The 12419-nt window shown below is 55.4% G+C and carries 11 protein-coding genes; 5 read left to right on the top strand and 6 right to left on the bottom strand.

Annotated elements, in window-relative coordinates; genetic code table 11:
* Position 1 precedes the first annotated feature (1 nt).
* Positions 2-796, top strand: a complete 795-nt coding sequence (locus ACPWR9_RS05100; RefSeq protein ID WP_426296191.1) for a metallophosphoesterase — start codon at positions 2-4, stop codon at positions 794-796.
* A gap of 185 nt (positions 797-981) precedes the next feature.
* Here ACPWR9_RS05100 and ACPWR9_RS05095 read toward each other — a convergent pair whose 3' ends face one another.
* From ACPWR9_RS05095 to ACPWR9_RS05085, 3 genes are read right to left on the bottom strand one after another with little or no spacing between them, the layout of a single operon-like run.
* Positions 982-1887, bottom strand: coding sequence for a plasmid partitioning protein RepB C-terminal domain-containing protein (locus ACPWR9_RS05095; RefSeq protein ID WP_322881109.1), 906 nt, complete (start codon positions 1885-1887; stop codon positions 982-984).
* Positions 1884-2774 carry a plasmid partitioning protein RepB C-terminal domain-containing protein gene (locus tag ACPWR9_RS05090; RefSeq protein WP_150660772.1) on the bottom strand — a complete coding sequence of 297 codons (891 nt, stop codon included), beginning with the start codon at positions 2772-2774 and terminating at the stop codon, positions 1884-1886. Before ACPWR9_RS05090 ends, ACPWR9_RS05095 begins: the two co-directional genes overlap by 4 nt.
* A complete protein-coding gene (locus ACPWR9_RS05085; RefSeq protein ID WP_426296192.1) occupies positions 2771-4336 on the bottom strand; it encodes a recombinase family protein in 1566 nt (521 codons plus the stop codon). Before ACPWR9_RS05085 ends, ACPWR9_RS05090 begins: the two co-directional genes overlap by 4 nt.
* Positions 4337-5007: 671 nt before the next feature.
* On the opposite strand from ACPWR9_RS05085, the gene ACPWR9_RS05080 reads away from it, so the two are divergent.
* Positions 5008-5241: a hypothetical protein gene (locus ACPWR9_RS05080; protein WP_150660774.1), complete on the top strand. Its 234-nt coding sequence runs from the start codon at positions 5008-5010 to the stop codon at positions 5239-5241.
* Positions 5242-5399: 158 nt separating this feature from the next.
* Here the strand turns inward: ACPWR9_RS05080 and ACPWR9_RS05075 are convergent, their stop codons facing one another.
* Positions 5400-6248: a hypothetical protein gene (locus ACPWR9_RS05075; RefSeq protein ID WP_426296193.1), complete on the bottom strand. Its 849-nt coding sequence runs from the start codon at positions 6246-6248 to the stop codon at positions 5400-5402.
* Between the two features lie 940 nt (positions 6249-7188).
* Between ACPWR9_RS05075 and ACPWR9_RS05070 the strand changes: the two genes are divergently transcribed.
* The gene (locus ACPWR9_RS05070) at positions 7189-7761 is read left to right on the top strand and encodes a hypothetical protein (protein ID WP_426296194.1); all 573 of its coding nucleotides are present in this window, start codon (positions 7189-7191) and stop codon (positions 7759-7761) included.
* A 201-nt stretch (positions 7762-7962) separates the two neighbouring features.
* A protein-coding gene (locus ACPWR9_RS05065; protein ID WP_085970346.1) for an IS3 family transposase occupies positions 7963-9074 on the top strand; the annotation gives its coding sequence in 2 pieces (ribosomal slippage) (positions 7963-8221 and positions 8221-9074; 1113 coding nt in all).
* Between the two features lie 671 nt (positions 9075-9745).
* On the opposite strand, the gene ACPWR9_RS05060 is transcribed toward ACPWR9_RS05065, so the two are convergent.
* Together ACPWR9_RS05060 and ACPWR9_RS05055 are read right to left on the bottom strand one after the other, a co-directional pair.
* Positions 9746-10045, bottom strand: a complete 300-nt coding sequence (locus ACPWR9_RS05060) for a hypothetical protein (protein ID WP_426296196.1) — start codon at positions 10043-10045, stop codon at positions 9746-9748.
* A gap of 880 nt (positions 10046-10925) precedes the next feature.
* A complete protein-coding gene (locus ACPWR9_RS05055) occupies positions 10926-11423 on the bottom strand; it encodes a MarR family winged helix-turn-helix transcriptional regulator (RefSeq protein ID WP_426296197.1) in 498 nt (165 codons plus the stop codon).
* Between the two features lie 442 nt (positions 11424-11865).
* Between ACPWR9_RS05055 and ACPWR9_RS05050 the strand changes: the two genes are divergently transcribed.
* Positions 11866-12288 carry a helix-turn-helix transcriptional regulator gene (locus tag ACPWR9_RS05050; RefSeq protein WP_426296198.1) on the top strand — a complete coding sequence of 141 codons (423 nt, stop codon included), beginning with the start codon at positions 11866-11868 and terminating at the stop codon, positions 12286-12288.
* The last annotated feature ends 131 nt before the right edge of the window (positions 12289-12419 follow it).

Below are 12419 nucleotides of genomic sequence, written 5' to 3'. Positions count from 1 at the left end.
CATGAAATTGCTGATACTTTCTGATTTGCACAACGAATTCGAGCCATTCGAAGTCGATGCACAGGCGCTAGATCGAGCTGACGTTGTCATTCTGGCTGGCGACATTCACACGAAAGATCGAAGTGTGAAGTGGGCTCTTAAACTGACCAGCGCTTCCTCGAAGCCAGTCGTCTTGGTGGCTGGGAATCACGAGTTTTATGGCGGGCATTTTGATGGTGCCCTGGAAAAACTACGTGCGGCGGCTGTCGGGACGAACGTGAAGGTCATGGAAGATGACGAGCTGGTGTTGGATGGCATCAGGTTCCTTGGTTGCACGCTGTGGACCGACTTCAAGCTATACGAGGGAGAAGTGTCACCCGGGGTTAGCATGCGCGACGCTCAAAGTTCGATGAGCGACTTCCGCTTGATTCGAGCGACCTCTACGTTTCGAAAGCTATATCCGATAGACACTGTTCGCCGCCACGAAGTCTCGCGCGCATGGCTGCGCAACAAATTGGCCGAACCGTTTGACGGAAAGACTGTTGTCGTCAGCCACCACGCGCCATCGATTCAGTCGGTTGACCCTGAGTACGATGGAGACTCACTGACACCTGCATACGCCTCGAATTTGTCTGAGCTGATGGGGCCCGCCGTCGACCTATGGATTCACGGGCATATGCATACGAGCTTCGACTACATCGAGTCCCCGAAGGATGATGTCGCGGGACTCGGGACGCGCGTCATTTGTAATCCGCGCGGGTACTCGCCGCGACACCTAAATCCGCAGTTCGATCCCGGCTTAATTGTCGAAGTGTAAGTAAAAAATGACGCTAGGGTGCAGCGAAGATATTTCGCGCGGCATCCACCAGGCGGGACAGCTTTGAACTTGGCAAAAGCGAAGACACTCGATCAAACAAATCAAGCAGGTCAGCAGGTTCTGCTAGACATGCAAAACCAGTGCTAGAAACTGGGACCTGAAACGTGCGGAAGCCGCTCGGCACGCTAAGTCGGGGATGCCGATTGAGATTGATCAAGGGAAACTGTTGCGATGATCGACTCAAATTCGGGAATTATGTCTGGTTGATAGCGATCGATGAATTTCCTTACGGTATCGTTCTCCATCAACTTCGCAAGATAACCCTTGGCAATTACAAGATTCAGAACATCTTGCCCATATGTCTGTTCGACGAGCTTGTATTGGGTTTGAAGATTTCCCATCTCATGCTCCATGATCGCCATTTGCTCCACGGTGACTCCTGTGAGCTTCGTCGGCTTCTTCTCTCCGACGAGCAGGTTGGCCGGTGTCGCCACGAAAAGCGCCTCGACATATGGAACCGTGATGTTATTGACGGAGCTCATGAGCTCGACGCATTCGATCTGCCGTGTCGGTTTCATCTTTCGCAGAACACGGGATATTTCAGGCGAGAACTCTCGATCCTTCAGCAGCTCGATGGCTTCCGGGCATAATCCGTCGAGCAGACGAATCTTGCGTCGTATCAATGAGACGTCTACTGCGAGCGCCTTTGCCAGCCGCTCGGGTGATATGCCGCGCTCTACAGCGCGGCATATCATGCGATGCTCCTGAATTGTCGAAACTCGGTTCAGTCTATTGTTGTAGGTGTAGCTTTCGTCATCGGTCGCCTCAAGACACAAGACGTGCGAGATCTTGAGTTGCTGAAGTGCGAGCAATCGCAGGTGGCCGTCGAGCAGCACGTAAACGTCCTTCGATGCACCGTCGGCCCGAGTCACCGACAGTGGCTCGATCAATCCAACTTCCTGAATGGAGGCAAGAATCTGCTGGAATTTTCGAGAGGTTGAGGTTCGTTCCTGCAGCTTCTTTGACAGCAGTACATTTTCGACTGGAACCAAAATCGGTTCGGGTATGAAGCCGATAGGTACCCCACTCATCCTGTGCTCCCACTCGGCCAGACGCGATCGGCCAGATATTTGGGTAATGTAGCCAAACCTTCCGCTCGCAGTAGGTTGACGAAATTCTCGTCGGAAAATAGCTGACGTAGAGCGCCCACCAGGAAAAGTAAGCGTTGTTGCGTAAACTCGGCTTTTCTCACGATTGCCCGTTGTCGCTCAACTTCGCGCTGGTAACTCCGAACGAGGCTCGAAGCACTGACATTGCTATTGCCACGCGGCGCGCTTCGGCTGGCTGATCGACCCAGTGTCTTGCGACGCTCAATAACGCGCCGCGCGTCAATGAGCTGTCTGCCGCGTAGTTTTCCGGATTCGTAGGCGGTTTGTAGCGCTTCTTGAACTGCTTCATCGCTATCTCCTGCCCCCACAATGTCTAGTGCCGTGTTCAACGGTACTCGGCCTTGTTCGACCGCGACCAACAGCCGCTCTTCGCCATGACTAAGCAGATTCAAAATCCCGCGAACATACCATTGCGTCAAGCCAGTCTTTTCAGCGATTTCTTTTGATGAGTAGCCTTGGGCGGAGAGCTGCCTGATGCCAGCGAGCAGTTCCAAGGGCCGATGTTGGCGGCGCGCAATGTTCTCCGCCAAGCTCATGATGAGCGCGTCTTCATCGCTTACATCCACTACCAACGCCGGAATGGTCGACTCACCGAGTGAAGTAAATGCCTTCAGACGACCTTCGCCGCAAACAAGGAGAAATCTCTCGGTTCCATCGGGGCCTGATCTTGGTGTAACAACGATGGGTTTCTTTAGGCCGATTTTCTTAATATTCCCGACGATATCTTCAAAAATCAGGTTGTTTCTATCACGCGGATTCAGTATCTCGATCCGATCGATTGGAATGATTCGCAGCTGTGGATTGTTCATGCGGCCCTCCGCAATCGAGCACGCTGTGCCATGCCGTAGAGATATTCGAGCGAGTCGAAACGGTAACTCTCAAATTCCATGGCGTTACGGTCCCGAAGACTGATTTTCGGCATACCAAAATCGAGCCTTGGAAGAAGGTAGTAGTCAAGTGCAGTCGAATTTTCGTGGTCGAGCCGAACGGCCACAGTTATGTCGGGCAGCAAACTGGCGTCGAAGCGAACCTTCCAGAAATGGTGCCCGTTGAGCTGGATCTGACAGCGGGCCAAGACAATTGAGCAAGTAAATTCGCGATTGACAGTGAGTACGTCAGTGGCGAAGTCCCGCTCGACGCTGCCTCCGAGATCCGCGATTCTGCCTTCCGTCATCGCGACGATTTCAGGATGGAGTTTTCGAAGAAAACGATTGGTCTCGATGTAACGATAGTCGCGATCAGGGGTAAATCCTACGGCTTGATATGCGCGGATTAGACTTCCAAAACGATACGCATAGACCGACGCAGACGGCATGCCATCGGTTTCATCAATTATGACCCCGGACAGGAATCCGCGGCTCTGATACAGGTTTCGGAGACGCTCGATAAGTTCTTCACTTGAGTATCTCCGAGCTCTGGCTCGCATGATGCCTTGCGCGGTGTAGAACGTTTCACTCGGAACCACAGCTTCGAATGCGTGTTCCTTTTTTATCCACAAGTCCGGAGGATTCACGATCCGTAGCATCTTCAGCTTGAACGACACTCGGTTGTAAACGTTGTTACCGATGTACTTCTCGTTGGTAAGTACTTCTCGTACCGTCGATCGAGTCCAGTCGCGTCCAAGATCGGTGCAGACGCGCATGGTGTTCAGACGCTGAGCGATCTCGGACTCCGTCAATGAGTCGTCGATGAACCACTGGTAAATGAGCTGGACAATTCGTACCTCATTTTCTGGGCCAGGCACGAGAATGACGCGATCAGTTTGCAGGCTTTTATGTTCGCCTCGCTCGAGATGCGCTTTGATAACACCATGCTGGTCGATCAGAACACGTCGCAAGCCAAAACCGGCGGGCCCGCCCTGACGATAGCCTAGCTCGATCAGCCGACATTGCCCCGCAAAAACCTTGGCTGAGAGCTCGCGACTATACTCGCCTGCCATCGCACGCTTCACACCTTTGACGATCGTGGAAACGGGAGAGCCGTCGTTTTCGAATTGCTCGGCACAGTACAACACTTTTATACCTGCACGACGGCAGAGATACTCGTAATATGCGCTCTCGTCCGAGTCCTGAAATCGTCCCCAACGGCTAACGTCGTAGACGAGGATCGTGTCGAAGTCCGACACCCCGTTCTCGACGTCACGGATTAGTTCCTGCAGACCTTGTCTTCCGTCGATCTTCAAACCGCTCTTGCCCTCGTCAGCATAGGTTCGCACGATCGCGAGCCCACGTTGAGATGCGTATTCGCGTATTCGTGCGCGTTGGTTTTCCGTCGAGTACTGTTGGTGCTCGGTTGACATGCGCACGTACTCGGCGGCACGCAACTGATCTCCCGGTGTTGGCCCGGCTAGGGCTTCGCGATCGAACGACATGAGTTGGTTCCAACACCATGACCACGCAACGATTGCTCGTAGTTCTTCATGCAAAGGGATTAACGACGAGCGGCTATGAAGCCACATTAGCAGAGACGACACGAAAATTTACTAGTCATCTCTTTGCAAGCCCGGCCTGACTCTTCATAGGCTCGAAACAGCGGTTATTTTCACGAGATGTTCGTCCATATTTGCAAGGTCATAAGTGCCAACGAATTTGATCAGGTACAAGCCCTTCAGTAGCTCGGCAGGAACAGGCGACGCGTCCATTTTTGCAATAGTGGATGGGGCGTGTTTTGTGTCCCGAATCCGTTGAAGATCCCTGTTACGTTGGCAATATTCGGGATGCGATTGGCGATAATTTCGCCAATAATCGGGGTGTCGGGCCTGCCAGTCCGACTGAGCGCGTTGCTGATTGACCAGATAGTCTGAATCGGTATGCAGCTTCCGCTTGTGCCACTCGTAACGCCGCTGGCGCTGGCAGGCAGTGGAGGAGCAGTAGCGTTGATTGGGTATGTTTGGGCGCGGGGTGAAAACTGCGCCACAGGAAATGCAGCGTCGGCTTGTTCTCATGATGTCCTCCGTGTGCCCCGTCGCGGATGGCATCAGAGACTAGGCCTCGAGTTGCGAACTATTTTGCTGTTTCAAACTTTGTGTCGAGGAGCTGCGCCATGCCTGCAATCAGCAGAGTTTACCGTGGCTGCGAATTGGAAATTTCAATCGACGAAGACCCGTCGATGTGGAACATCACGATCGTGATTACCCCGCTTGATGGGGTTGAGCTCATCACGCCGTTTGAGGTCAAGCACATGAAACTGCCAAAAGAGGATGCGTTGCCCATAATCCGAGCAATGCTCATTTCTGAGGCGTGCCTTGCGATCGATGGTCGAATTGTGGGCGGCTAGCGAGGGGACGAATCACGGGGGAGGGGCTGACATGAAGCATGACTTACAAGCGTTCAAGGCGGGACGGAGCGGAGCGCTAAGTGTTCTCGAGATCCGCTCGCCGCACTCCTCGATTCCATACCGGCCACGTGTTTCGGTCACTTGCAGCCAAGGGCGAGTCAATTTCTCTCATGCGGTGCCCTCCATCTCAGCAGCCTTTCAAGAGGGCGGGGGTCACCCAACAGTTTTTTTGCCAGCGAAACGCGGTCTATTATTTTTTGCCGTTCGCCCTCGTCTAGGCTATCAATTGCGTTCTCAACCTCGGTGAAAAACGCTTCAATCCGTCTGGCCTCGTCCCAGCCCGCAATGACGGCCAGCAGGTCAGCTCGCGCGTCCTGACGGCATTTCTCTTGTCTGGCATGTGCTTCCGCCTCCCGGTGGCGCTGCATCTCTTCGTCCCACTGCTTGCGCTCCTCCTCGGCTTGACGTCTCGCGATGTTCAGCTCCGAACTCAAAGCGGGACCTGCAGCCTCCAATGCGGAAACGATGTTGGGCAGCATCGATGTGAGTTGCCCTGGCTTTTCTTCGCGCCAGTGCTTGGTCCACTCAACTAGCCACGATGGACAATACGCTTGCAGGCAAAGTCGACCCGACGCGACGTCCTTCATTGTTGTCCAATACCCTTGCCTCTTGAACCTCTCGCGTTGAGTCGGCGTGACACTACTAAGAGGAACATACTGGCTATTGCCGACGTACTGCATTTCAACGACTTCACTCATCTCGAAGAGCGTCAGGCCGATTGGAACGTCAGATATGTACACGACCGTTGGGCGCTCAGGCGACCATGGGTCTTGCTGGTAATGATCCTTTCTTGGTACCTCCCGTAAATCGACCTCAGCGCGCCGAATGCGCTCGCTGGCCGGTGCGATTGTCACTCGGTGACCGCGGGAAGTCAGTGAGTTGAAGAGCTTGTCGGCGGTATCGATGCTGGTATCGAGTAGCTCCCTCGACGAAATTAGGTCGGCCATCAACCGTTTGAATGGCCGCAATATGCCCGTTTCGCTGTCCCTGGTTTTGTCGAAGAATGGTTTGATGCCGACGACTAGCGGGTGGGCGGACTTTGAGGGGACCGGGCCGCGGGATTTGCGACGAATGACTGGTCCTGTTGCCGGCTGGGAGTCATTGAGCACACGAGGTGTTTGAGCTGCTCTCTTGGTGGCCCGCTCGGTGGTGCCAATTCCACTGCCAGGCTTCCACTCCGTGACATCGCCGGGCCTGGCTTCAGGGAGTGCTGGTCGCAGAGGAGCCTTTCCGACCTCCAGCTTCGCCCAATAACCGCGAGGCGGTCGTGGCACACGCAGCTCTGTACAAACTCGGGCCATGTAACTCGAAGAGACTCCGAATCTCTCGGCGATTCGAAGCATTGGCTCTCGCCATACTAGTTCGTACAGTTCTGCGCGGGAAAGTGGATCGCTCAAGATTGTATGAATTCCCTTGGTTAAATGGCTCTCATCATTGGGGGTATTGCCGGTGAAATTAAGGTTGCACGTCTATCCGAAAAAATCCAGCCCGCGCCTATCAAATTTTCCGAGCAACGTACTATCGTTTCATCCGTTGTTGTGAGGTATCCTAACTGTCTGCGGATGCCTGCACGATTGACCTTGAGCGCGGAGCGACTCTCTCTGAGAGGGGGATCTTCCTCCCGTACCGGTTGCTCGGCTGCGAAACACTTACCGCAATGTTCGTCGATCGTTCTGACCGGAAAGCGCCGAACCATGCAATGGTCATTTCCAGAACCATTGTCGAGGCCATCGGTCGTTTGGTTGCTCCGATCGAGCAAGTGGACCCAAACGAAGAATAGAGCCTACGGACATCCGGGCGACGGCGTGTCGACATCAAGCTTCGGGCGGGGTCATATCAAGGCCGACTTCGCCATATTCAAATTCCTGATTTATGGATCCAATTTACGTGACTGCGTTCGCCGGTTTAGTGGGCGCGATATCGACGTGCATTTGTGTTGCCATTACCGCTCGTACCCAAACGCGTAATCAACACTTTAGCAACCAGTTTCAGTTGACGCTTGCTCAAGAAAAAACGAGAAGCGATCTTATGGTTAAGTCCAGAGAAACTGCCGCCATACAGTTATCCATCGCTCATCGACTTCTAAGCCACATTGACCGAGAGTTTTCGGTGACTGGGTTCAATATCGTATGGACTGCCTCGATGTCAGTGGATGATTTCAACACCAAATACATGGCATTGTGCGAACGATTCGACGAGCTACAAATGATTGTCGATTTCTACACACCTGAAGCATCTGCAGTCTGCAAAAAGCTCTACGGAGAGATGAACATGTTCTGGGGAAATGTCCAGAACGTCCTTTACCTCACGGCCGAGGGAAAACAGGTTGACCACAAAACGAGCTGTCTTCAGAAGGCACATGACGCGGCAACCGAAATCGGTCGGCACGCCGCATCCGTCAAATATATACTCCAACGGAGTTTCAAAGCCATCAGCGCTTCGGAGATGATCTCTCAGTAATGTTCTCGACGAAGAGCGCTGGCATTACGACGGCGATTACCAACTAAATCGGTGAACCCGCGCAGACGCGGCCGACCGTCGCCGTGCCGTCCGTGATGAGGGGATGCAGGCTTTGTCGCAAGCAGCACCGATCTGACCTGCCCGGTGATTTTCGGACCAGTTGAAACTTGAGAGAATGGCTTCCAACGGAGAAAGGAAGTCATGAAGAAGAGCCGGTTTACGGAAGAGCAAATGGTCACGATCCTGCGCGAGGCGGACAAGGCGCCGGTCGCCGAGGTGTCGAAGAAGCACGGGATCAGCGAACAGACGATCTACAACTGGCGCCAGCATTTCGGCGGGATGGACGCCGCGGATGTGAAGCGCTTGAAGCAACTCGAGCAGGAAAACGCACGACTGAAGAAGATGCTGGCCGAGCGTGATCTCGAACTTGATGTGATGAAGGAGATCAACGCAAAAAAATGGTGAGCGCGCCCGCTCGCCGTCAGCAGGTTGCCTACGCGAAAGCGCGTGGTCTGTCGGAGCGGCGAGCGTGCGCGCTGATGTCGGTCGCGAGGTCGGCCCTGAATTACGAGTCGAGGCTGGCTGGGCGTGATGCGCCGGTGCTGGCGGCGATGTGTGTTTTATCGGCACAATATCCGCGCTACGGTTACCGCCGCATCCAGATTTTTCTGGATCGGCAAGGCCATCCGATGAGCGCCGACCGGGCTTGGCGACTGTGGCGTCTCGCGGGCTTGCAAGTGCCTCGCAAACGCCCACGCCGGCGAGTATCAGTGCATCGCCCGCGGCCTCAGCCTGCCACGACGGCTCGGCACGTCTGGGCCTATGACTTTGTGTTCGATGCCTGCGCCAACGGCCAGCAGTTGAAGTGTCTAACCGTGATCGACGAATACACGCGCGAATGCCTGGCCATCGATGTGGCAGGGTCGATTCGCTCGGGGCGGGTGATCGAAGTGTTGTCACGGCTGGTCAGCTTGCACGGTGCGCCACGTTACCTGCGTTCGGACAACGGCCCGGAGTTCGTATCGCGGGCCATCCTGAAGTGGGCGGCACAAAACGGCATGGACATGGCGCTCAGTGATCCCGGCAAACCTTGGCAGAACGGCGCGGACGAGAGCTTCAACGGCAAGTTCCGAGATGAATGCCTGAGCCTTGAGTGGTTTCGAACGCGCACGGAAGCGAAGGTTGTTATCGAGCAGTGGCGGCGTCACTACAATGCCATCCGGCCGCATTCGAGCCTGGCCTATCTGACGCCCAACGAGTTCAAGCAGCGGTATTGTTCAACTGAAGCAACCGAGGCCGTTCTCCAAGATTGAAATGGCCCGAAGAAATCAGGCAGGTCAGATCGATCTTATCGCATGGCCGTTCTCCACACAGGGACAACTTCAGCGGGTCGGAGGAGGGAAAGTCGAAGTCAGCTCACGGGACGCGGCGTCCCACTCTCGCAGATTTTTCCGCGCTTGGAGCCGTTCTTGAGTTGCCTCTAGGCTGGCATCCCGAGGTCACGCGAGCCGTTCATAGAACTCAGGGGCGATTGGGGTGCACCAAAATGCTACTACTTTGGCGTGGTAGTAGACCAGTCGCAACAACTCCGCCGTCTCGACAAAGAGCTTGTGGCGCGGTTGTTCGTAAGTCATTGATTTTATTGTGCGAGACGTCTCATCAACTAAGGCGCCCTACGCCTCGTGCGGGGAAACCGAATTCGTGAGACTAGAAGCGAGTCGGTGATACTGGGATCACGTAGTTGATGAGATTTCCCGGAATTAAGTAAGCGGTTCGAGTTTTGGGAGCTGGCGAGCACGTGGGGCCAGCTCCTACTCGGCATGGAGGCGCCGGCGCTTACCCATAGTATTGCGCGGCCCTCTCCAATTCCCGCACAATGCCTCACCGCTTGGCCCTGGCGTGTCTGTGCTCGGTATCACCCGCTTCGTTACCTGCGATCCTGCAAGCTAGGTGTGTAATGGACGTGGCATCGTGTGGCGAGTCGTCATGCTTTCGGTTCAACCAGAGCCCGGAAGTCGTGATTAACGTCACTGAAGAAGTCGGTTCGCTCCCCCCCACTCAACACGCCGTTTATGACGGCTACCAGCACGTCGCAGACATGCTTATTGAGCACGGCCCGCACGAGGGTATTGGGGTCTTCGCGGTTGCATTCGGTCATCAGCGCGTCAATCGCGTCAATCACCTCGTCATAGCGATCATCGTACTCGTCGCCGTCCTCTTCACGCTTTCTCGCCAGAACACGTGCCCTAACGCGGTACAACGCTTCGATATCAATGGGTTTCATCGGAATGAAGGTGCATCAGGAGAGTGTCCGGGAAACTACGCCCATGATCGACGACCACGCTAGACAAATGCCTTTTTAATATCAAATAAGACCATGCCTACCGAGAGCGACGGACCTGCTCAACGGCCGCCCCTTCGTATGGCTGATTGGGACAACGCTGCGGTGCGCCAGAGTTTTCGAGCGTTAGCTCTGGCGACGGTTCGTCAAGCGCAGGGCCTGCGGGTTTGTCTCCCGCGGCTTGCCCGTCGTGAAGACGGGAGAGATAGTAGACCATCGCGAGTATGACGGGGATGCCGATCAGAAATGTTGGCGAGAAGTACTCCTCCCCAAACATCATAAAACACGGCCACGGCAACATCGCAATTGCGGCTAGATAGATAACGGCCCAGCAAGCTTTTTCTTTCAGGCTTTTGGATAGCGCCATTCCAGACCTCATCTCCGAAGGTATGCTGACCCGCCTCCCGGTTTTAGTCCGGACTGCGGTGAGCGTCTGAGGATAAACACGGCTGCTTCGCGTCGAGTGCTTGGGGCAACTGACACAGGCTTCAAACAGCGCGGCGAACGGTGTCGCGATCGTGGCCGAATGCTCGTCGCTGCAACGGGCGTGAGGAAACGTGCTGCCGCATTGAGTGAGTCGGTACGTGGTGCGACTTGGAATTCCTGTGGTGCACGAATACAAAAGTCGATGCAAAACGTACGATGATCAATGCCGCAGCGATCTTGAGAAACGGGGATCATCGAGCCAACGACCCGTGTGAGAGCGATCACGAATTGGGGCACGCCGAGGAGTACGGACATCGCCCGCAACCCCGATTTGCCAGACCAAGCTAGCTCGCGCTCGATGTGGGTGTCCTCGCAGAGCTCTCGGGCTTGTGTGTTGTCAGCCGTCCATCGCCACGAGCACTGCGATGAGTGCGGTGAGCCCTTGCGCCAACCCGCGTTGATCGGATGGGCTTAATTCACTCGCCGCGGTATCAAGAAAACCCGCCCACTTGGCAGTTTCTTTACCGAAACTACGTCCGCTACGCGTGAGTACCACCATGACGGCTCGTCGATCTTCGGGATCCGTCACTCTGCAAACGTACCCCTTGGCTTCCATGAAGTTAATCGATTCACTGACTGTGGCCGCACTCAGTTGCGCCCAGTTGGCAAGCTCGCCCAAACGAACCGGGCGACGGGAGGTGAATAGGCGGGCGAGCAGCTCGCCTTGCGCTGGCGTCACTCCGAGCGCAATCGCCGCTTCCCATGACTTTCGGCGAAGCACTTTTGCGACGTGAGCGAGTGCCACGCTCACGGGAAACTCGTAAGCGTGCGCGATCTCGCCGGCCGTGGTTGATTCGGTAGGCGACGCCCCATCGGACGGATCCTGCTCGACCATACGGGCGCACCACAGTGCTGCACGGTGTCGTGCATCTGTCGCTGTTCGCGGCCTACCTGTTTCTGTCGATGACGTCTTAAGGTTGGCCTGTCGGTTCAGGCCGCGCCCTTGCGCCGATACGCAACTGGGCGCAACAACCGCACCGTCGAGCTGGCAACACCCAACGAGTCGGCGTGACGCTAACAGGCGTGGTTTCGTGAGGCCCATCTGCCGCAGTGGCGCGGTATCTCATTCCTACAACCTCGCGTCACCGTTGGCGCTCGCGCAAGCGAGCTGCGCCCAGGCCCCCGTTGGCACCGGCACAGACGTCGTACGAAATTCCAACGTTGGAAGTCAGGGTGAAATAAAAATATCTATTTATAATCAATGGCTTATGCGTTGACGCGCCTATGATTTTGGTCTAGCGTTGGGATACTTTGTGTCCGTTTGTCGTCATTTCGCCATGTCAACGCCGATCGGTATTCACCTCAAGATGCTTCGATTGCGCGCGGGCCTGCGGCAGCAAGAGCTTGCCGCCAGGCTGGGGTATGACGCGTCGCACGTCTCGAGTGTCGAAGTTGGACGCAAAAATCCGTCCCAGGAATTCCTCGATCGCATTGCCAGCTCGCTTGGCCTGACGCCTGACGAGATTGCGTGCTTAGCGCGGGAAATGTCGGATTCGCCGACGAGCATTCAATTGATTCCGGACTTGCCCACCGACGAGTACCGGATGTATGCGGAGCTTGCCCGCAAGCTGGGGAGGTTGTCGCCCGGACAAATCGCGACGATACGCAAGATTGCGGGGCTCGATGAGGAGCTGCGCATGCAGCCGACTTTCGAGCGGTCTCGTATCAAACGCAGAACCAAAGCGGAGGCGCCAATGTAAAAACGGGACAAACCTTGCGGCTTGTCCCGTCGCGAGCTAGCGAACGATGCTAACCCGGGTGGCACCCTTAGTATCATTCGCAGCCCCGCGACAGTCAAGCCGCTTTTTGGTTGAAACACGGAAAGCGCGCG

It is taken from the genome of Pandoraea pneumonica, assembly GCF_049918595.1.
GTDB lineage: Bacteria > Pseudomonadota > Gammaproteobacteria > Burkholderiales > Burkholderiaceae > Pandoraea > Pandoraea pneumonica_A.
Note: the sequence above shows the minus strand (reverse complement) of the source record. Positions and strands in the feature narration are given on the sequence as shown.

Coding starts and splice junctions, on each gene's coding strand:
- ACPWR9_RS05050 (WP_426296198.1), top strand. CDS start 11,866: ATGTCAACGCCGATCGGTATTCACCTCAAGATGCTTCGATTGCGCGCG.
- ACPWR9_RS05060 (WP_426296196.1), bottom strand. CDS start 10,045: ATGAAACCCATTGATATCGAAGCGTTGTACCGCGTTAGGGCACGTGTT.
- ACPWR9_RS05095 (WP_322881109.1), bottom strand. CDS start 1,887: ATGAGTGGGGTACCTATCGGCTTCATACCCGAACCGATTTTGGTTCCA.
- ACPWR9_RS05075 (WP_426296193.1), bottom strand. CDS start 6,248: ATGGCCGACCTAATTTCGTCGAGGGAGCTACTCGATACCAGCATCGAT.
- ACPWR9_RS05080 (WP_150660774.1), top strand. CDS start 5,008: ATGCCTGCAATCAGCAGAGTTTACCGTGGCTGCGAATTGGAAATTTCA.
- ACPWR9_RS05090 (WP_150660772.1), bottom strand. CDS start 2,774: ATGAACAATCCACAGCTGCGAATCATTCCAATCGATCGGATCGAGATA.
- ACPWR9_RS05055 (WP_426296197.1), bottom strand. CDS start 11,423: ATGGTCGAGCAGGATCCGTCCGATGGGGCGTCGCCTACCGAATCAACC.
- ACPWR9_RS05085 (WP_426296192.1), bottom strand. CDS start 4,336: ATGTCGTTCGATCGCGAAGCCCTAGCCGGGCCAACACCGGGAGATCAG.
- ACPWR9_RS05100 (WP_426296191.1), top strand. CDS start 2: ATGAAATTGCTGATACTTTCTGATTTGCACAACGAATTCGAGCCATTC.